The sequence below is a fragment of the Pseudomonadota bacterium genome, from assembly GCA_008501635.1.
Taxonomy (GTDB): Bacteria; Pseudomonadota; Gammaproteobacteria; order QQUJ01; family QQUJ01; genus QQUJ01.
Genome location: QQUJ01000017.1, coordinates 152,685 through 172,563, shown reverse-complemented (window position 1 = coordinate 172,563; position 19,879 = coordinate 152,685). Strand labels below are relative to the sequence as shown.

The 19,879-nt window shown below is 60.7% G+C and carries 20 protein-coding genes and 1 pseudogene; 7 read left to right on the top strand and 14 right to left on the bottom strand.

Features of this window, described 5'->3' with window-relative positions; genetic code table 11:
* Positions 1–17: 17 nt before the first annotated feature.
* Together DWQ09_09020 and DWQ09_09015 are read right to left on the bottom strand one after the other, a co-directional pair.
* Entirely contained in the window at positions 18–1,805 is a 1,788-nt protein-coding gene (locus DWQ09_09020; GenBank protein ID KAA3628262.1) for a diguanylate cyclase, read from the bottom strand.
* Between the two features lie 49 nt (positions 1,806–1,854).
* Positions 1,855–4,053 carry a pyridine nucleotide-disulfide oxidoreductase gene (locus DWQ09_09015; protein KAA3628261.1) on the bottom strand — a complete coding sequence of 733 codons (2,199 nt, stop codon included), beginning with the start codon at positions 4,051–4,053 and terminating at the stop codon, positions 1,855–1,857.
* A 199-nt stretch (positions 4,054–4,252) separates the two neighbouring features.
* On the opposite strand from DWQ09_09015, the gene DWQ09_09010 reads away from it, so the two are divergent.
* The 4 genes from DWQ09_09010 (at position 4,253) to DWQ09_08995 (ending at position 6,736) form a co-directional block, all read left to right on the top strand.
* Positions 4,253–5,059 carry a hypothetical protein gene (locus DWQ09_09010; protein KAA3628260.1) on the top strand — a complete coding sequence of 269 codons (807 nt, stop codon included), beginning with the start codon at positions 4,253–4,255 and terminating at the stop codon, positions 5,057–5,059.
* 74 nt (positions 5,060–5,133) lie between these two features.
* Positions 5,134–5,535 (top strand): hypothetical protein, encoded by a 402-nt coding sequence (locus DWQ09_09005; GenBank protein ID KAA3628259.1) that lies wholly within the window; start codon positions 5,134–5,136, stop codon positions 5,533–5,535.
* Positions 5,536–5,676: 141 nt separating this feature from the next.
* Complete coding sequence (locus DWQ09_09000) at positions 5,677–6,060, top strand: DUF2237 domain-containing protein (GenBank protein KAA3628258.1); 384 nt, start codon at positions 5,677–5,679, stop codon at positions 6,058–6,060.
* A gap of 112 nt (positions 6,061–6,172) precedes the next feature.
* On the top strand, positions 6,173–6,736 hold the full coding sequence (locus tag DWQ09_08995) for an elongation factor P-like protein YeiP (protein ID KAA3628257.1): 564 nt from the start codon (positions 6,173–6,175) through the stop codon (positions 6,734–6,736).
* A 96-nt stretch (positions 6,737–6,832) separates the two neighbouring features.
* Here the strand turns inward: DWQ09_08995 and DWQ09_08990 are convergent, their stop codons facing one another.
* From DWQ09_08990 to DWQ09_08945, 10 genes and pseudogenes are all read right to left on the bottom strand, one after another.
* Positions 6,833–7,903 carry a branched-chain amino acid ABC transporter permease gene (locus DWQ09_08990; protein KAA3628436.1) on the bottom strand — a complete coding sequence of 357 codons (1,071 nt, stop codon included), beginning with the start codon at positions 7,901–7,903 and terminating at the stop codon, positions 6,833–6,835.
* 12 nt (positions 7,904–7,915) lie between these two features.
* Positions 7,916–8,935, bottom strand: coding sequence for a branched-chain amino acid ABC transporter permease (locus DWQ09_08985; protein ID KAA3628256.1), 1,020 nt, complete (start codon positions 8,933–8,935; stop codon positions 7,916–7,918).
* A complete protein-coding gene (locus DWQ09_08980) occupies positions 8,932–9,657 on the bottom strand; it encodes an ABC transporter ATP-binding protein (protein KAA3628255.1) in 726 nt (241 codons plus the stop codon). Before DWQ09_08980 ends, DWQ09_08985 begins: the two co-directional genes overlap by 4 nt.
* Positions 9,650–10,423 carry an ABC transporter ATP-binding protein gene (locus tag DWQ09_08975; GenBank protein ID KAA3628254.1) on the bottom strand — a complete coding sequence of 258 codons (774 nt, stop codon included), beginning with the start codon at positions 10,421–10,423 and terminating at the stop codon, positions 9,650–9,652. The genes DWQ09_08980 and DWQ09_08975 overlap by 8 nt, the downstream gene beginning before the upstream one ends.
* A gap of 61 nt (positions 10,424–10,484) precedes the next feature.
* Positions 10,485–11,666, bottom strand: coding sequence for an ABC transporter permease (locus DWQ09_08970; GenBank protein ID KAA3628435.1), 1,182 nt, complete (start codon positions 11,664–11,666; stop codon positions 10,485–10,487).
* A 113-nt stretch (positions 11,667–11,779) separates the two neighbouring features.
* Positions 11,780–12,133: pseudogene (locus DWQ09_08965) on the bottom strand (hypothetical protein).
* Positions 12,130–12,543 carry a hydratase gene (locus tag DWQ09_08960; GenBank protein KAA3628253.1) on the bottom strand — a complete coding sequence of 138 codons (414 nt, stop codon included), beginning with the start codon at positions 12,541–12,543 and terminating at the stop codon, positions 12,130–12,132. The pseudogene DWQ09_08965 and the gene DWQ09_08960 overlap by 4 nt, the downstream one beginning before the upstream one ends.
* Positions 12,540–14,078: an acid--CoA ligase gene (locus DWQ09_08955; GenBank protein ID KAA3628252.1), complete on the bottom strand. Its 1,539-nt coding sequence runs from the start codon at positions 14,076–14,078 to the stop codon at positions 12,540–12,542. The genes DWQ09_08960 and DWQ09_08955 overlap by 4 nt, the downstream gene beginning before the upstream one ends.
* A 29-nt stretch (positions 14,079–14,107) precedes the next feature.
* Positions 14,108–14,866, bottom strand: coding sequence for an enoyl-CoA hydratase/isomerase family protein (locus DWQ09_08950; protein KAA3628434.1), 759 nt, complete (start codon positions 14,864–14,866; stop codon positions 14,108–14,110).
* Between the two features lie 16 nt (positions 14,867–14,882).
* On the bottom strand, positions 14,883–15,503 hold the full coding sequence (locus DWQ09_08945) for a TetR/AcrR family transcriptional regulator (GenBank protein KAA3628251.1): 621 nt from the start codon (positions 15,501–15,503) through the stop codon (positions 14,883–14,885).
* 149 nt (positions 15,504–15,652) lie between these two features.
* On the opposite strand from DWQ09_08945, the gene DWQ09_08940 reads away from it, so the two are divergent.
* The 3 genes from DWQ09_08940 (at position 15,653) to DWQ09_08930 (ending at position 18,423) form a co-directional block, all read left to right on the top strand.
* Complete coding sequence (locus DWQ09_08940) at positions 15,653–16,480, top strand: alpha/beta hydrolase (protein ID KAA3628250.1); 828 nt, start codon at positions 15,653–15,655, stop codon at positions 16,478–16,480.
* A gap of 220 nt (positions 16,481–16,700) precedes the next feature.
* Complete coding sequence (locus DWQ09_08935) at positions 16,701–17,606, top strand: patatin-like phospholipase family protein (protein ID KAA3628249.1); 906 nt, start codon at positions 16,701–16,703, stop codon at positions 17,604–17,606.
* Between the two features lie 76 nt (positions 17,607–17,682).
* Positions 17,683–18,423, top strand: a complete 741-nt coding sequence (locus tag DWQ09_08930; protein KAA3628248.1) for a hypothetical protein — start codon at positions 17,683–17,685, stop codon at positions 18,421–18,423.
* 24 nt (positions 18,424–18,447) lie between these two features.
* Here the strand turns inward: DWQ09_08930 and DWQ09_08925 are convergent, their stop codons facing one another.
* Complete coding sequence (locus tag DWQ09_08925; protein KAA3628247.1) at positions 18,448–19,074, bottom strand: LysE family translocator; 627 nt, start codon at positions 19,072–19,074, stop codon at positions 18,448–18,450.
* 336 nt (positions 19,075–19,410) lie between these two features.
* Entirely contained in the window at positions 19,411–19,782 is a 372-nt protein-coding gene (locus DWQ09_08920) for a cytochrome c (protein ID KAA3628246.1), read from the bottom strand.
* Positions 19,783–19,879 lie beyond the last annotated feature (97 nt).

The window sequence follows — 19,879 nt, the reverse complement described above, 5'->3', positions numbered from 1 at the left end:
CGCGCGGCTCAAGGTGGTCATGGTTGCATGTCGCCATCGAACTCCGCGTCGAAGAACAGGCAGCGCCCCTTGCCCTCCCGTTTGGCCCGATACATTGCCCGATCGGCGAAGCGCAGCAAGGTCTCCGCATCCGCTTCCGCGGAATCGTTGAGAGCGATACCGATGCTTGCCCCGAGCTGCGTGGTCAATTCATTGCGAATGCAGGGCATGGAGAGTGTCTCCAGGAGACGAATCGCCATCGCCTGAGCATCCCCGACTCCCTTCAGATCATCGAGTATCACCGCGAACTCATCGCCACCGATGCGTGCGGCGAGATCGCTGCGACGCAATGCACTCTCCAGGCGCGCAGCCATTTCGCTAAGCACCCAATCTCCGAAATCGTGCCCATGCTTGTCATTCAGCGCTTTAAACCCGTCCAGATCGATGAACAGTACGGCCACGATGCCGTTGCGTCGGGCAGCTCCGGCCAATGTGCGATCGAGATGCTCCTGCAACAAACGCCGATTGGCGAGTCCTGTCAATGGATCGTGCTGGGCGAGATGCTCGAGCGTCGTGCGTACCTGATGCAATTCCGTAAAATCGTAGACCCACTCGAGGACGCAGCCCTGGTTCTGATAGTCGAAGTGCTCGAAGGTGGTAAGGCCCCAAAAGGCATCGCCGAACGGGCCGCGGAACTGGATCTCCACATCGCGTATCGGTTCGCCGGCGCGAAAGCGTTCGATCAACTGTTCCGCATCGGACGGCGCGCGGTGCCGGTTGACGATGCGCGTGTCCAGCAAGTCATCCACTGTGCGTCCGCACATGGCGGCAAAGCGTTGATTACTGTAGATGATGCGCTGATCGGAGAGGCGCCAGATCACCGAGCCAAAGGGGCTGGTATCCAGGATGGCATGCAGCCGTTCATGGCTGCGGTGGTTTTCCGTAACATCCGTATAAGTGGTGACAAAACCACCCCCCGCCAACGGCTGACCCGTGATTTCAAGCACCGTGCCATCGGGGCGCACCCGTTCGAAACGATGCGCACGCATCTGCTGCGCCATTGCCACGCGTTCGGCCACCTGGGCCTCGACGTCGCCTGCACCATACTCCCCGCGTTCGGCATTGTGGCGCATGAACGCCTCGAAAGGCGTTCCGGTCTCGCCCATCCACTCGGGGAAATCCATCAGTTCCAGAAAACGCCGGTTGCATACCCTCAGCTTCAGTTGGGAATCAGCCAGCGTGATTCCCTGGGTCATGTGTTCCAGGGTGATACTGAGGGCCTCGGTCTGTTCGGCGAGATCCTTTTCACGCTGGCGCAGCTCGGCAGTGCGCTGCTCGACGCGCAGATCCAGTTCGTCGCGGGCTTTGCGAATTGCATCCGCTGCGGCCCGCTGCTCGGTGACATCGGTGTAGGTGGTGACGAATCCGCCGCGCGGCAGCGGGCGTCCGATAACCTCCAGCATGGTGCCGTCCGGTCGTTGACGTTCGAAACGATGGGGTTGAAATTGACGCGCCAACTCGAGTCGCTCGCGCACCTGGGTTTCGGCATCACCTTCGCCATATTCACCACGAGCGGCATTAATTCTCATAAACCTTTCGAAAGGCGTTCCGACTTTGCCCATCTCGGCAGGGTAATCCATCATGTCGAGAAAGCGTCGGTTGCAGACGACCAGGCGCAAATCGGCATCGAACATCGTGATGCCTTGATCGATGTACTCCAGTACATCGCGGAGATTCTCCAGGGAGGGGTCGGCGGTAATTTCAGCCATGCGCGGGTCCGAATGCAGTGGGAAGGCGCCCTGCCCAGCGGCGGGGCGATGGTGCACACAGTATACTCACCGCGCTCCCGCGCAGCGCAAGCCTAAAACCAGAGCGCTACCGTTTGGCCTCCAAACCAGGGGGCGATGAATGACCGGTTTCGGACTCCCTTTTGCCAACGCCGCCCCGTTCCCAGGCGTGCAGGCGTTCCACCCATTGCAACAGGCGCTGCGGCGCATGGGCGCGCTTCCATTCGCCGGCAACATACTTATTCGCTTCCGCCAGGGTTGGGTAGATGTGGATGGTAGCGAGGATCTTGTTGAGTCCGATCTTGTGTTTCATCGCCGCCACATACTCTGTTATCAGATCGCCGGCATGGTCGCCCATGATGGTGACGCCGAGGATCCTGTCCTTGCCCGGTACCGTGAGCACCTTGATCAGCCCGTGTGCTTCGCCGTCGGTGATGGCGCGATCCAGATCATCGATACTATAGGTGGTGACCTCGTACTCGACGCCCTTCGCTTTGGCATCGGTCTCGTTGAGCCCAACGCGTGCCACTTCGGGATCAGTGAAGGTGGCCCAGGGAATCACCGAATAATCGACGCGGAACTTTTTGAAACGGCCGAACAGCGAATTGACCGACGCGTACCACGCCATATGCGCGGCGGTGTGCGTAAACTGATACGGTCCCGCCACATCACCCACGGCGTAGATATTGGGAAAATTGGTCTGCAGAAACGCGTTCACCTCGATGGTTTTGCGCCCGGTGAGCCTGACACCCAATTCCTCCAGCCCGTAGCCGGTGACGTTTGCCGCACGCCCCACCGCCACCAGGATCTGATCGAAGGGGACACGCACCTCCTGACCCTCGTGTTCAGCGATCAACAGTTTCTCGCCGTTTTCAACGCGCACCTCTTTGGCCTTGGTATTGACGCGCACATCGATGCCTTCGGCAATAAACTTCGCCTGCACCGCAGCGGCGATCTCCGGATCCTCGCGACCCATGATGCGCGGCGCCATCTCCACCTGCGTCACCTGGGAGCCGAGCCGGGCAAACGCCTGGGCCAGCTCGCTGCCGATCGGGCCACCGCCCAACACCACCAGGCGCTGCGGCTGCTCGCGCAGATCCCACACGTTGTCGGAAGTAAGATACCCCGCCTCCTGTAAACCAGGAATCGGCGGCACGAACGGCCGCGCCCCCGCCGCAACGATGATGTTGCGCGTGGTGTAGCGCTGACCGTTGACCTCGACGGTGTAGGGATCGACGACTCTCGCCTCGCCCTGAATCACCTCGACGCCCAGCCTGGTATAGCGCTCTATCGAATCATGGGGTTCGATATCGGTGACGACATTCTGAACACGCTCCATCACCCTGGCGAAGTCGACCTTGCCCTGCACCTGAGCAAAACCGAACTCCTCACCGCGCTTCAGCTGCGCGGCAAACTTGGCGGAGCGGATCAGCGCCTTGGAAGGTACGCAGCCGGTGTTCAGGCAGTCGCCGCCCATCCTGTGTTTCTCGATGAGCGTCACCTTTGCCTTGACCGCCGCAGCGATATAGGCCGCCACCAGACCACCGGAACCCGCGCCTATCACGACGATGTTGCGATCGAAGTGCGCCGGTCTGGTGTAGCCCTTCAAGGCTTTGCGGGCCTGGAGTTTTTCGATCACCTTGCGCGCAATGAGCGGGAACAGGCCGAGCAACACGAACGAGCCCAACAGGCCGGGAGACAGCAGACCCGCCGCCGATTCGATCTGTGCGATCTGCGTACCGGCGTTGATGTAGACCAGTGTGCCCACCAGCATGCCCACCTGACTCACCCAGTAGAAGGTGAAGGTCTTGATGGGTGTCAGCCCCATCACCAGGTTGATCACGAAAAAGGGGAAAGCCGGCACCAGGCGCAGCGTGAAGAGATAAAAAGCGCCATCCTTCTCCACCTCGCGGTTGATGGTGCGCAGCGAATCGCCGAAGCGCCCCTGCACCCAGTCGCGCAGCAGGAGACGCGAAACCAGAAAGGCCAGGGTCGCGCCGATGGTCGAGGCAAAGGAGACGATCACCGTCCCCCACAACAGACCGAATATCGCGCCACCGGCAAGCGTCATGATCGCAGCGCCCGGTAGCGACAGGCCCGTTACCGCCACATAGAGCAGAAAGTAAATGCCGACGGTCTGCCAGGGGTTGGATTCGAAGTAAGACAGGATCGCCTCGCGCTGCGATTTAAAGAAATCGAGCGTGAAGAACTGCCCCAGGTCGAAAACGAAAAACGCGACCACCAAGGCCACGATTACGAGGGCAACCCCAATCTTCTTTATGTTCACGGTGAATCTCCGGCTCGTTTCACGCAGCAGTATGCAACCTCCTGCCACTATGGTTTTTCTGGCGCATTTGGGATCAGTAGACCGGCCGATCCCGCAGCATCTTTCATCACCGCTTCATCGCTTCCGTTGCCGCGCTACCCGCCTCTGGCTCATTTCCTACTATAGTTCAGGGGTGGGGAGGATCGCGCAGGAGGCCCATATGCGATCCGCGAAGGCTTCGATCTGTCACGTTTTGGCACTTCTGGGAGTGCTGGCAGCCGGCCTCGCGCCGACCCTTGTCGCTGGCGCCATCAGCGAAAGCGCCTTCCATCAGACGCTGGACCTCGCGCAACGGGTTTACCGGGGAGAATTCCTGGCGCGCAACCTGCGTCTGCAACTTCAGGGCTACTGGCATCGCGATGAACGCCACGCCTCCGCCTCGCAGCAGGAAGATCCGATCGGCAGGATTGCGGTGATCAGCATCACCGGCGGGATAGCACGCGATCCGGCCATAACCCGCGACGCCTTCGCGCTGATCACGTGTCACGAAATCGGCCATCATCTGGCCGGACCACCGCAACGATGGGGCTTCTCCGCCGAAGGGCAAGCCGACTATTTCGCGGCCTCGGAGTGTCTGCGCAGACTGCTGCCACTGTTGCCGGACCATGCCGCCACAGCCATGCAACCGATACCCCGCCGCCTGGAGATTGAGTGCGATTCCGCCTTTGACACAAATGACGAAGCCTATCTGTGTCTGCGGATCATCATGGCCGGCGAAGCGTTGAGCAACTACTTTGCGACGCGCATAGGGAGCCACCCGCCCGAGATAGGTTCTAGGAGTCCGCACACGGTAGCGACAACCCGCTTTCTGTCGGCAGACCCTCAGTGCCGGCTTGACACCTATCGCGCCGCCGCGCTCTGCAACCACCGCGCCAATCACCAGCTTGCTCCCCACCTGCGTTGGCTCTGCACCGATGCCGCCCGACAGCGCGCCGCGCTCAGGCCGAGCTGCTGGTATCGCGGCTAGGACCGTGCGGGAAAGGTACGGCGTCATCTGCTACCCTGTTGCAGCTCAAATCACACTGCACAATGGATACTGGTATGAACCCCGATAACACCACCACTGAACTCAAGATGAACCCGGCCGAGCTCTATCGCGAGGAGACTTTCACCGACCGTAGCGCCGGCACCCTGCGCAGGCTCACCCCGGTGCAGATCGATGGCTCTGACGACCCGGCGCGCCCCGTGCTCTACATCGGCCAGGCGCAGATCCTCACCCCCATGGGGGCGATGCCCATCGCCTTCGAGATCGAGGCAGGATCTCTGGGGGAGGCGGCGGAAAAGTTCAGCGCCGCCGCCAACGTCGCCGTGGAGCGCACCGCCCGCGAGCTGGAGGAGCTGCGCCGCGAGGCGGCTTCCCAGATCGTCGTTCCCAAGGGCGGCCAGGGTGGTATCGGTGGACCCGGCGGCATGCCCGGAGGCGGTCGTTTTCAGATACCCTGAGGCGTGAGCGTTCATCGCCAACACGAAGAGATCGCACCCCGATCACCTCGCTCCCTACGCCCCCTCCCGCTGGCGCCATTGCAGTATGCGCCAGTCTCGACTAGCGTTTTGCCCACGAGTCGAACAAATAGGTGACCATCAATGGATGAGGAAGAGCAAGAACAGATCAGCGTCCTGGGCGAGCCTTTGCAGACCTGCTCCACGCGCCCAATGACCGGCTTCACCCGCTCGGGTTGCTGCGATTACCTCCCGGTCGATGCCGGTCAGCACACGATCTGCGTCCAGGTGACCGCCGAATTCCTGGAGTTCAGCCGCTTCCGCGGCAACGACCTCAGCACGCCAATCCCTGAGTTCGCATTCCCCGGACTCAAGCCCGGCGATCGCTGGTGCCTGTGCGCGGCGCGCTGGAAGGAAGCGCTGGAGTACGGGCGGGCACCCAAGGTCGTTCTGCGCGCCACCCACCGGCAGGCCCTCGAGGTAGTGGATCTCGTTGATCTGAAAAGCCACGCGCTAGACCTCTCCTGAGAGGTTTTCGCGGCGCACCCCGCTGCTATAGGCGCCGGCTTTATTGCCAGGAGCGGCGCAAGCCGCGAGATGGGTTATCATTCGCCGCGTTCTCGTCAGCGAAATCCACAGCATGAAGGCCAGCGAACTCAAGAGCGGCATGGTGATACAGGTGGACAACCGCACCGTCTATATCAACGGCGTGCAGGTCCAGACCGCCTCCTCGCGCAGCGGCAATACCCTCTACAAGGTGCGTGGACGGGCGGTCGCCACCGGTCAGAAGTTCGCCGCCAGTTTCAAGGGCGATGAGGTATTGAGCGAGGTCGCCTTCGAGCGCCGCCCGGTGCAATTGCTCTACCGCGACGCCGACGGCTGTACCTTCATGGACAGCGAAACCTACGAGCAGCACACCCTGAGCGATGAGGCCCTGAGCGACGAGTTGCCTTACCTCAGCGACGGACTGGAGGGGCTCCACGCCCTGATCGTTGACGGCAGACTCCTCGGCATCCAGCTTCCCCCCACCGTGGTGATGGAGGTGATCGACACCTCCCCCGCCATCAAAGGCGCTACCGCCGCGGCGCGCAACAAACCGGCCACCCTGCCGACCGGGCTGGTGGTGCAGGTGCCCGAATACCTGGCCACCGGCGAACGCATCAAGATCAACACCACTACCGGGGTGTTTATGTCGCGGGCTTGAGGGTTGTACCCACTCAGGTCGGGCTGAGGAATGAAATCCGACAAGATCCGACCCTCTGCCCGTTGCGCCTCCTGCATCCGCCCAACCGGCATCGGCTCAATGACCACTGCCGGACGCTTTGCGCAGCTTGCCCACAATGCCGGTAGGAAAAAAGTAGACGCTGAGAATGAATAGCACACCCAGCCACAACAACCAACGATCCGGGTGAACGATCAGCGGCAGCAGTGGCACAGCGGCCAGCGCCTCGGCCGCAACACCCATCAGATTCTGCAGATAGTTCTTGGCGAGCACGAAAAGCGTCACGCCCAGCACGGCACCGTACATCGTACCCATTCCGCCGATCACCAGCATTAACAGGATGTCGATCATGATACTGAGCGACAGCGTGGTATCCGGTCCGGTGTATTTGAGCCACAACGCCATCAACACACCCGCCAACGCTGCGACACCGGCTGAGAGGCAGTTGGCCATCGTGCGATAGTAGACCGTGCGATACCCCAGTGCCTCGGCACGAAACTCATTCTCTCGAATCGCCTGCAGCACCCTGCCGAAGGGCGAGTTGACCATGCGCAGCATCAGCACAAACAGCACCGCCGAACAGAAGAAAATCAGGTAGTAATCGAGGATCTTGCCGGTGATCCGTACCCCAAAGAGCGGGTCGTCCAGCAACTTGAACGCTGGCGTCAGCACTCGCGGTATCTGAAAGCTCAAGCCATCCTCGCCGCCGGTCAATCCGGAAAGCTGTGAGGCGAGAATCAGGAAGGCGCTGGCAAATGCCAGCGTTACCATGGCAAAGAAGATCGCCTGCACGCGCAGTGACAGCAGACCGATCACCAGCGCCAGCGCCACCGCGATCACCAGCCCAATCAGTGTACCGACCAGCACCACGCCCCACGTCGCACCCCACGCATCCAACGTCAATGCCACGCCATAGGCGCCGATGCCGAAGAACATCGTGTGCGCAAACGAAACGATGCCGGTGTAACCGAGCAGCAGATCGTAACTCGCCACCAACACGATAAAGATGCATATCGTAGCGGCAGTATTGAGCGCGCGCGTACCGGGGAAAAGGAAAGGCGCCAGCGCCAATCCAATCAGCACAGTAATCAACAGCAGCGACAAAGTTCGGCTGCGGGGAAGATCGTGTGAAAGCAGAAGCTTCAGCATCATCGGTGCCCTTCAACTCTTCGCCGCGGGAAGCAAGCCCTGCGGCCGCCACATCAAGATCACCACCATCAGCAGGATGTTAGAACCGAGAGCGATTTTCGGTGCTAGATAACCGGTGTAGTTGGCCATCAAACCCACCAGCAACGCCCCGACAAAGCAACCCTGCACCGATCCCAGCCCACCGATGATCACGACAATGAAGATCAGGATCAGAATATCCAGGCCCATATGTGCGGTAATCAGTTCGTCATAGAGTCCCCACATCACTCCACCCAATCCAGCCAGTGCCGAGCCGGCGACAAACACCAGCACGAAAAGGCGCTGCACGCGATAGCCCATGGCTTCTACCATTTCGCGATTTTCCACCCCGGCGCGAATCAACAACCCCAGGCGCGTTTTGACCAGCGCCCAATGCAGCGCCGCGAAGATCACCAGGCCGAGCATCACCGCGGCCATGCGGTACTTTTCCACCACCACCTCACCGAAGCTCCACGAACCGCGCAGTGCGGTTGGGCGCGGCAGGGGTATTGCATTCGGACCCCAGATCAAATGGATCAACTGCTCGGCGATGATCAGTCCACCCATCGTGACCAAAATCTGTTTCAGATGCGCTCCGTAGACCGGCCGCACGATGACCCGCTCGAAGAGAAAACCCAGTGCGCCGCTGACCGCCACTGCCGCGAGCAAGGCCGCGCCGATCGCCAATAGATTGGCCAGCAGTGAAGTGCTGCCGGTCAGTCCCGTCAGGGCAAGCAGCACACTAGCGCCGACAAAAGCGCCCAGAGAAATAAAAGCACCATGGCCGAAGTTCAAAATATCCATCAAGCCAAAGACCAGCGTCAGCCCCGAGGCCATGACGAAGATCATCATGCCCATGGCAATGCCGGCTATGGTGAGCGTTGCCCAGGCTGGGAAATTACCCATCAGCATCAAACCCAGCAACGCCACGATCGGTACGATCAGGTGGGGAAGATACGGCCCCAGGCGCTCGCGCCAGGAAACCGCCTCCGGCGGTAACGTCGTCTCGTTCATTGGTGCGAATCCATGCTAAGGCCAAGCAGGCGCGCCTGGAGCGCGGTGTCATCGACCAGCTCCGCCATGGTGCCGGAGTGGATGATGCGACCATCATCCATCACCGCCACGGTATCGCCGACCGCACTGGCCATGTGAAAATTCTGTTCCACCATCAGGATGGTGGTTTGCATCGCCTTGAGTTCCAGCACAGCCTCGATCAAGGCATTGACAATGGCGGGAGCGAGCCCTTTGCTGGGTTCATCGATCAGTATCAGCCGTCGTGGTTCGATCACGGCACGGCCGATAGCGAGCATCTGTTTTTGTCCACCCGACAGGTTTCCCGCCCGGCTGTTCCAAAAAGTCCCTAGCGCTGGAAAGATGCCCACCAGCCACTGCAACCGCTGCTCGTCGATAGCGCCACTGGTAGCAGCGAGCAGCAGGTTCTCGCGCACACTGAGGTCCGAGAAGATCCCCATGTTTTCGGGTACGTACGCGATACCCCGTTGTGCGATATCGGGCGTGGCGGTGCTGGTGATCTCCTCCCCATCGAAGTTTATTGCACCCTGCGAGGCCCTCCACAGACCGATGATGGTACGCATGGTGGTGGTCTTTCCCGCACCGTTGCGGCCCAACAGCATCGTGGTGCCATTGCGCGGCACCGTCAGGTTCACGCCCTGCAGGATGTGGTACTGGGCGATATGCGTATGCACATCGGAAAGCGTCAGCATCGCATTATCCATTCGCCATCGCCTTGCCCAGATAGGCCTCCTGGACGATGGGCGAAGCGATTACCGTCTCCGGATCGCCGTCGGCTACCAGCCGCCCGTTGTGCAGCACCAGGATACGGTCGGCCAACGATCGCACCACGTCCATTTTGTGCTCGACCAGCAGTATGGTTTTGCCTGCGTCCTGTTTGATCTGCTGCAGAAGTTCCAGCACCACCGGCACCTCGTCGACACTCATTCCGGCGGTGGGTTCGTCGAACATCAGCACCTCGCTCTCCAGGGCCAATAGAACAGCGACTTCGAGCTTGCGTTGATCGCCATGTGGCAACGCTGCAGCCTGATCACCCGCTCTATCCAACAGCCCCGTGCGCGCCAGACAGTGTTCCGCCTGCTCGACCAATTCCCGCTGATTGACGGCCAGGGAAAAGAGCCGCTTTCCCGCGCCCTTGCGCGCCTGCACCGCGAGGCGCACATTCTCGAGCACCGTCAACTGCGGAAAGAGATTGGTGAGCTGGAATGCGCGACCAATGCCGCGCTGGGTGCGGGCAGCGGGACCCAGCCCGGTAATATCCTCACCGAACAGGCGGACCCGCCCCAGCGTGGCGGACAGTTGACCCGATATCAGATTGAAGTAGGTGGTTTTGCCCGCGCCGTTGGGACCAACAATGGCGGTCAGTGAACCCCGATGAAAATCGCAACTGACGCGTTCGACAGCCACATGACCGCCGAAGCGTATGGTCAGCTCCTCGGTCTGCAACGTCGGCTGTTCATGATCGGCCACTGAGTTCGTCCGTATCAATTCGTGAGGACAAGCCCGGCCCGCAAGGGCCGGGCGTCGCCGCTTAGCGCGTGTTGCGCACCGGGATTTTCATCTCTTCCATGCTCAACTCACGCACCAACTCGGGTATGCCCCAAGCGACATCAGGATCGACGCGGATCTTGAAGTGATACATGGACTGCAGCGCCTGGTGATCCTCCTTACGGAACATCATCTTGCCCTTGGGCGTTTCGAAAACCATCCCTTCCATGGCCTTGATCAACGCTTCGCTCTCGCCGGAGGGTGCGTTCTTCAGCGCTTCGACTACGGCGATACCTGCCGACATACCACCGGCGGTGAAGAAATCCGGTGGCTCTTTGAAACGCTCATAATGAGTCTTCACCAACCAGTCATTGACGGGATTCTTGGGGATTTCGTGATAGTAATAGGTTGCCCCCTCCATACCGGGTATCTCCTTGTAAGCCGCCATCGCCGCCAGGATGTTCCCGCCGGAAGCCAGTTCGACGCCCAGGCGCTCGGGATTCAGCGCTTTCAGCTTACCCAAAGGATTGCCCTTACCCGCCCAGATTACCCAGATAATCTTGCGCCCCTGTTCGTTCTTCAGCGCATCGAAGATCCGTTGGGCCGAGGCGGTGAAATCAGTGGTATCGCGCGGAGCGTACTCTTCAAACGCCAACTTGGCACCGGTTCCCGCCAACGCCTCTTTGAAGGCGGCAACACCATCGCGACCAAAGGCGTAGTCCTGGGCCAGGGTAGCAATCACGGTTCCTGGTTTGCCCAGGGCAACCGCATTGGAGATAGCGTCCTGCGAGGAGTTGCGTCCGGTGCGAAAGACGTAACGATTCCAGTCCGAACCGGTAATGGAGTCCGCCACCGCGGGCTCAACGATCAGCACCTTCTCGTACTCCTTGGCCACCGGCAGCATCGCCAAGGCAACACCCGAGGAGACCGGACCCACCGCCAGCGTCACGCCGTCATCCCCGTAGGCTTCCGCCAGCAGCGTTTTACCCAGATCCGGTTTGAGCTGGGTATCTTTCTCGATCACCTCGATCTTACGTCCGTTGACCATCATGGTCCCGCCGGTGGCGAATTCCAGACCCAACATCAAACCGCGGTGCGATTGCGCAGCGTAGGCCTCGAACGGTCCGGTCTTACCATAGATGTGGGCGATCTTGTAAGGATCCCCTGCGGCTTGCGCCGCGCCGCTTATTCCCAGCGCCAACACGGCCGCGCTGCCGACAGTCATGATCGTCTTCAAAAGTTGTACCTTGCTCTTCATGATGCTCAACCTCCTCTTGCCTCGGTAGTCCTACATTGTTGGTCCCCGTTGTTCCCGGGGTTGATGGGATTTGCCCGCCCCACATCCTTGACCAGCACCAGCGCCCGGCCTTCGCAGATCAAGCGATCGCCCGTGCCCGAGCAACGCGTGGACAGATCGACCAAAGCCTTGTCGGGGCGAAGGCGTGTGATCGTCACCGACGCGGTCAATGATTCGCCGACCTCGGCGGTAGCGTGAAAATGCAACGCTTGTTTCATGTAGTTGGTGCCGAAACCGGGAAGCTCGGCGCCCAGCAGGTAAGAGAACAATCCCGCGATCAGCGGCTCGGGGACGTGATCAGGTGGTGACGCCTTCGAGCCCGTCAAAGCAGCAAACTCGGCGAGCACCTGACGATCGAAAACACGTTGCACCTGGGCGCGGTCACCAATGTTCATCGGCCCGCCTCATCCAGTTCGATCACCGTCGTGCCTTCAAGGGTGACTACATCGTCCATCGCGCGGCGCACACGCATCGACAGGGCGCATCGGTCAGCCGTCGGGTAGCCGCTCACCTCGATCTCCAGCAGCATCGGATCCTCAGCGTAGGTGGGCGCTGGAAACATCAACTGCTGTTCGATCTGCCGCACCATGGGGAAACGCGTCCCGATCGCACTCCACAGCGCACTGTAGAGCAACATGCCGTGGGCAACGGTGCGCCCAAAACGGGTCGTAGCCGAAAAGTGAGGATCGACATGGATCGGATTGTTGTCACCGCTCAGGCGTGCAAAAAGATCGAAGTCGGCCTGGGTAAATACCCGTTCGAGCTGGATGCGGGTGCCCGCGGCCGGTAGTCTTGCGCTGTTCATGCGTCTTCTACCGTTTGGTTCTGCACACGCAAGTGGTGTTTTTGCACCTTGCCGGCCGGGGTGCGCGGGAAATCCTCTACCACGCGTATCGACTTGGGCACTTTATAGGCAGCCAGTGATTGCCGGGCAAAAGCGATAACCTGCGCCGTATCAATTTGCCGGCCGGGCTTCGGTATCAGGTAGGCGCAGCCAGCCTCTCCCCAACGTTCGTCGGGAACTCCAACCACTGCCGCTTCGAGGACAGCGGGATGGGTGAGCAGCACGCGCTCCACTTCGGCGGGATAGACATTCTCCCCGCCCGAGATGTACATGTCCTTGATGCGATCGACAATATAGTAGTAGCCCTCCTCATCGCAGCGCCCCACATCCCCGGTGTGCAGCCAGCCATCGGCGTCCAACGCCTCGCGCGTTGCCTCCGGCCGGTTCCAATAACCCGGGGTTACGTTCGGGCCTTTGATCAGATACTCGCCCGCTTCGCCCGTCGCGACATCACGCCCTTCGTCATCGACGATGCGCACGCGCGTGAGCAGCTGCGGCTTGCCGATAGAGCCGGGTTTGCGTTCGACGCTCGCCTCATCCATGAGGAACACCGTCGGCCCGGTTTCGGTCATGCCATAACCCTGACAGATTCGCGCACCCCGCCGGGCGTAGAGCTGCAGCAGGCCCTCGGATAGCGCCGCGCCTCCCGCAGACCAGGCGCGAACACGATGCAGATCGGTACGCTCGAAGTCGGGATGCAGGCTCATCGCCTGGTAGACGGCGGGCACCGCCAAAAGCGCGGTCAGTTCGCCTGCGCCGATCAGCCTCAGCAGGGCGGAAGGGTCGAATTTCAGCATTACCTTTACGCTACCGCCGACAATCAAGGTTGGCAGCGTGTGGAGATTGATGCCGGCGGTATGAAACAGCGGCAGATAGTTCGGCGTCACATCCCGACCCGTAAGATCGATGGCCTGGCCGATGTTGATCGCGTTAGCCAGCGCCATGCCGAAGGTCTGCAGCACGGCCTTGGGAACGCCCGTGGTGCCCGAGGTGTAGAGCATGTACCAAAGCCCCTCCACCGGCCAGGGATCGCGCCATTCGGTGCGGCCCACACCCGCGGCCAGCAGCGCCTGATAGCTCCCCTCGCTTACCGCCGCCCCGTGTGGCAGAACGCGATACTGGGGCAGGGGATGCGTTTGCAGCAGCGCGGCGGCCAGCGACGCGGTCGCATCATCGTGGAACAGCAGTCGCGCGCCACAATCGTCGAGCAGGGGGCGCAGTTCCGCGGGTGTCAGGCGCCAGTTCAAAGGCACCAGCACAACACCCGCCTTGGCGCAGCCGAACAGAATCTCGAAGAAGGCGGCGATGTTGTGACACAGTATCGCGATGCGTTCCCCCGGTTCGATACCTAATCGCTGCAGCGCTTCGGCGAAACGATTGGCGCGCTCGTTCAGCATGGCATAGGTAATGCGCTGACCGCTGTCCAATTCTTCCAGTGCCACTTTGTCGGGCATCAGCTCGGCCCGTTTGGCGGCAATATCGAACAATGAAAACATGGCGCTTGAACCGCTCCCCTTTTCGCTGCTTAACAGGCCAGGCGTCGGTCGAGAAATCTGGCCATGCCGCGACGGGCCTCTTCACTGCCCACCTGTGTTACGAAACTTTTGCGCTCCTCCTCCAGGGCTGCGGCATAGCGCGCGCGCCTTTGCGGCGTGAGCAAGAGTCGCTTGGTCGCCTGCAAGCCGGCACCGCTTTTCTTCTGCAGGCTGGATAACCACAGATCGATTTGCGCATCCAGTGCACCATCCTCGACCACGCAATCAGCGATCCCCAATGCCACCGCCTCGACGGCGCCGACATGACGATTGAGGAGCTGAATCTCTCCCGCTCGGTGGCTGCCGATACGCTCGGGCAGCAAGGCGGTCCAACCGCCGTCGGGACTGAAGCCGACCTCCACGTAGTAGGGGGCAAAAAACACCCGCGGTGTCACTGCCACCAGATCGCAGGCCAGCACCAGACCGAGCGCGCCGCCGGTTACCGGCCCCTGCACACGCCCGATCAGAGGCACCCTCAAATCAAACAGGTCGAGCACAGCTTCATTGAGCAACCCGACCAAACGTTCGGCGTAGCTGGCGATCGTTGATCCCTGCCGCTGGATTTCCCGCACATCGCCGCCCGTCGAAAAACTCGATCCTGCCGCCGCCAACACGACAGCGTTGATCCGGGTGTTCGAGCGTATCGCACCGAGGCAATCCAGCAGTTCCTCAAGGAAAGCAGGCACCAGGCTGTTGTGACGCCCGGCGCGATTGAGTGTCAGGTACGCCACTCCACCCGCGACGCGCATGGCCACCAGCGGCTCCTCAGTCACGCGCCACCCCCTGCTCGGGAGGTTGGCGCAGACCATGCTCCACCAGATCCATCACGGCATCGACCACTTCGTCGACCGGGCGTTCGTGTCCCCAGAGTCCATAACGCAGCCCGAGAAAAAGCGAAATACCCAGCAACGCCCAGGCACGCTCATCGGTGGGGCCGGATCGGATCTCGCCCTGTACCAACGCTCTTTGGAGTTTGACGCTGTAGGCGCTGGCGAAATCTGTGAAGTACTTGCGGAAGGCTGATTCGTCCACATACTGCGCTTCCATGACAATCCGGTAGAGGTGTGGGTGATCGCGCACAAACTGGATGAAATAGCCCAAACCCTGGCGCTCGGCGGTCAATCGATCTGGAGCTCCGGCGACGTTGGCGCTCAGTTCCTCACGCAGCGTGCGTCCGAGATCGAGTACCAGTTCACGAAAGATCTCCTCCTTGCTGCTGAAGTAGATATAGAAAGTACCCTGCGCGATACCCGCTTTGCTGGTGATACCAGCCACCGAAGCATCGTGATAACCCTTACTGCCAAACTCCAGGGCGGCGGCATCGAGCAGATTACGCAAGGTGCGTTGCCCACGGGCGGTCTTTGGTTTCTTGACGGGAGCGGTCATAGCGCCTAACAATTAACTGAAACATGACTCATGTGTCATATTTAGGCTGATTTACGGTCAACGTCAAGCCCCAGGCCCCAATATTTCCGATTTGCCGGCTTGCCGCCTGTTCCGACCCTGACACCCCGATTTGGAGACCGCTCACAGTCATGACGATCCTGCATACCAGCGACGGGCACCCGCTCTACTTCCAGGAGTACGGATCGGGCTCGGCCCTGGTTTTCGTCCACGGATTTGCCGCGCACGGGGGGTTCTTCGAGGCCGCGGCACTGCAGCTTGCCTCCGATTTCCGCGTGATCGTTCCGGACCTGCGCGGCCACCGGTTCTCCCGCCAGGAGGGGGACCGACCCACGCTTCCACAACTCGCCCGGGATCTGAACGAGCTTCTCGACCACCTGTTGCCCGACGAAAAGAGCTGCCTCGCTGGTTGGTCCATGGGTGCCTTGGTGTGCCTGGAGTCTCTGCGCCAAGAGGGCCAACAACGAACCAGTGGATTGATCGTGGAAGACATGTCGCCCCGCATTCTCAACGACGACACCTGGCACTTCGGACTAAAAGGGGGGTTCGATGCCGCCATGAGCGAGCGCTCCATGGCGCTGATGCGTCGCGACTGGCGCCGCTTTTCCCACGCCGCTGCCGAAAACCTGTTCGCCAGATGGGAGACCACCTCCCCGACGCTGCGCAGATGGGCGTTGCAGCAATTGCAGACCAACGACGCCGACACGCTGGTGCATCTTTGGCGCTCCCTGAGCGAACACCACTACGAGCGGATGCTCGCCACGCTGCATCTGCCAACGTTGATCGTTTGGGGAAAACGTAGCCGCCTCTACTCACCCGCCGTGGCGGAATTCTGGTTGCAGCAGCTGCCCCAGGGGCGCGACGGAGGCTGCGATGAATCAGGGCACGCCCCGCATCTCGAGCAACCGGAGCATTTCAGCAGCCTCCTTCGCGAGTTCCTGTTCACGCTGACATGGTGAGATTCGCCCCGACACCTCAGGCGCGAGGCGATCCCGTTGCAGCGCGCACCTCGAACCGAGCGCCGCTTGTCGTTTAACCCAACCTGGGTACAGTAATCACTCATCATTGACGGGTACCATTGGCGGCGTCGAAGTACTGATCACACCGTAAAACGATGGTGCAAACGAACGGTGACGGATCAGGCGCCGATCTGACCCAATACTGACGAGTCGAAACTTCATGAATCTCACCCGCCGCCAGTTCGTAACCGCCCTTGGCTGCGCTGCGCTGTTCCCGACCGCCTGCAGTCGTGGACCGCGCCGCGACCGGGTGGGCATCGCGTTGGGTGGGGGTGGGGCGCGCGGCCTGGCGCACGTATTGATGCTGGAGGTGCTGGATGAATTGGGGATCAAGCCCTATCGCATTGCCGGCACCAGCATCGGCGCGATCATCGGCGTGCTCTATGCCGCCGGGAAAAGCGGGCGTGAAATCCGCGCACTGATCGATCAGCTCACGGTGTCGGAGAACGAATCGTGGATCGACGCGCTTTCCGGCGAGAGCGGCCTGCGCTGGCTCGATTTTCTGTTGCCCGAGCTGCGCCGTGGTGGCCTGCTCAATCCCGACGGATTCATCGCCTTCTTGGACGAGACGCTGGGTGTCGAGCGCTTCGACCAGCTCAAGATCCCGCTACAGGTGGTCGCCACCGATTTCTGGAGCCGCGAGGCCGCCGTATTCGACTCGGGCCTGTTGATGCCTGCCGTACAGGCCAGCATGGCACTGCCCGGCGTGTTCGCCCCGGTCACCATCGGCGATCGGCTGCTGGTCGATGGCGGATTGGTGAATCCCGTACCCTATGACCTGATACAACAGGATTGTGACCTCACCATCGCCGTCGATGTCATCGGTCTGCGTACACCCGGTGAAGACCCGATCCCCTCCTATCTGGAGGCGACCTTCGAAGCCTTTCAGATCCTGCAAAGCACCGTCCTGAAAGAGAAGATGCGCCATCGGCCGCCCGACATCTACATCCGGCCGGAGATTCGCGATGTGCGTGTCCTGGAGTTCTACAAATTTGAGGCCATCTTCCAGCAAGCCCAACCGCAGAAGGATCGATTGAAGCGACAGCTGGAGAAACTCCTCGGCTGATCGCACCCATGTCCGTACCGGGTTTTGCCCCGGCGACGGATTCCAGTATTGTATCGGTCGAGACGAAAAGGATTTTATGCCGTTGCAGACCTATCAGATTGCCCAAACCCTGGTTGCCGGAAACTCAGACCGCCTCTCAATCGATGAGTTCGGGCGCCTCATTCGCTCCTATTACGCCTGCAAGTTCATTTTTCTGGGCAACCTCTCGCTGGAGCAATCGCTCAGTTTGCGCGTCTACAAGAATACCTACTCGCGTCTCGCGCACCGCAGCGATCCCGACTCGCTGAAGTTCTATCGCAAGTTCCTGCTGATCGCCGGCGCCAGGGAGTACCAGACCTACCAGAATATCGATCGTGTTGCCGACGAACGCTATCGCGAGATCCTCGACATGATGTTCAAGCACCGACTCTACCCGACCGGCGAGACGGGGACCGGCACCCGCATCCATGTCCGTCAGCTCGACATCACCTTCATGCATGGTTTCTACGGCTCGTCCAAGGACGATTCCGATCACTATCTGCTGAATCGGGTTGGCGACGACACCATCGAAAAGGCTTTTAAAAGGCTCGAGGTCAGAAATAAACGTCGGGTGGTCTGTGGGCACCTTGAGGTTCCCGTGGCGTACGTGCGAACACCGAACGGGACCATCAACAAACTGACCGGTAAAGATCTGTCCAGCCTGACGTTCGATCCTCAGGCCCGCTACATTATCGCGCCCGGCGCACTGAACCACGGCCACTTCGCGCTGCTGCGGCTCGGTGCCAAGGGTCGGGTCAGCATGGATTTCAAAAAGCTGACCACAGCCATGCCCGTATAACCCACCAGGCCGCGCGATCGGCCATCAACGTTCAGATATCGCCAGCTTTACCGCCAATCCCGCAAAGATGGAACCGGCAATCCAGTTCAACGCCTTCTGCGCCAGCGCCGAGCGCCGGAACCGCGAACCCATGGTTCCCGCCAGCACGCTGATCGACCCGAACACCAGTATGGTGGCGACGATGAAGAGCCCCCCGAGCAGCAATACCTGCGGCGCGATAGGACCTTGCGCCGGGTCGGTAAATTGCGGAAGAAACGCGAGGAAAAAGATCGACACCTTGGGGTTGGTGACATTCATGATGATCCCGCGAACATAGAGTCTGCGCACGTTGACGCCACCCACCAGTGCCGCACCTTCATCGGAGGCCGACGAGCGGAACGCCTGCCACGCCAGATAGAGCAGATACGCTGCGCCGACGAACTTCAGGACCGTGAACGCCACAGCGGAGGCCTGAAAGATCGCCGCCAGCCCAAACGCCACCGCGGACGTGTGCACCAGCAATCCTGTGCACAACCCGATGGTCACCAGCAGACCCGCTTTTCGCCCGTGCTGGGCGGATTGCGCCATGACAAAAAGATTGTCCGGTCCGGGCGCCAAACCAAGCAGGATGGAAGTTGTAAAGAAGAGCAGAAGTAACTCGATGCTGGGCATGGTCGATCGTCTGAATCTCTATTCAATGCGGTAAAGGCTTAAGGAACCTCTGGCCAAGTCGTGTTCAGAGGTCCCTCAATTGAAACCGATACCGGACCGGTGTCAATCACCCGGTACCCGTCCGCACTATTCCCATTGTACGCACGCCGTTCAACTGGAGCGCGTGAAAAGCCCAGCCATCAAGCACCGTGTGCACGGCCTGACCGCTGGCACCGGCCCTATGATTGCTGCTGACGATGGCCGCAATGCACGGATCATCAATCCACTGCTCCCTGCCTGTTCGCTTGAACGCTGACGCACGTTATTCGCTTTGGACTGCAGGTGCCGGCTGCTGCGTTACTGCTCCAATCGGCGATGCGACAAAGGATGATCGCCCCAGGGCAGCCCGCCCAGATAGCGGGCGATACGCTCGATCTCCTGGTCGCTCACAAACTCCATAATGGTGCGCATGGTGGGAGACAACCCGTTGCTGCGGCTTCCGCGTTTGATATCGGCGAGCTGCTGGATCAGGTACGGGACATTTTGCCCCGCGAGCACGGGATAGTTTTCAGAGAGCGGGGTACGTCCCTCCAGACCATGGCAGATGTGACAACCTTTGGCCGCGAAGAGCCGGGCACCGCTGAGCGTCTCTGCGACGCTCAAGGAAGGCGCCGCTAGTGACAGGAGCAGCATAACGGTGAAGGCCCGCATGCCCTCACCGTCGTGCATTCGGCCACGAATTTCAACGAGAACCCGTCTCAAAATCCCGCGCGAGCTGTGCCGGTCGCTCGTGGTTCGAGCGCCAGGCGCGGCGAGCGTGGTTGGG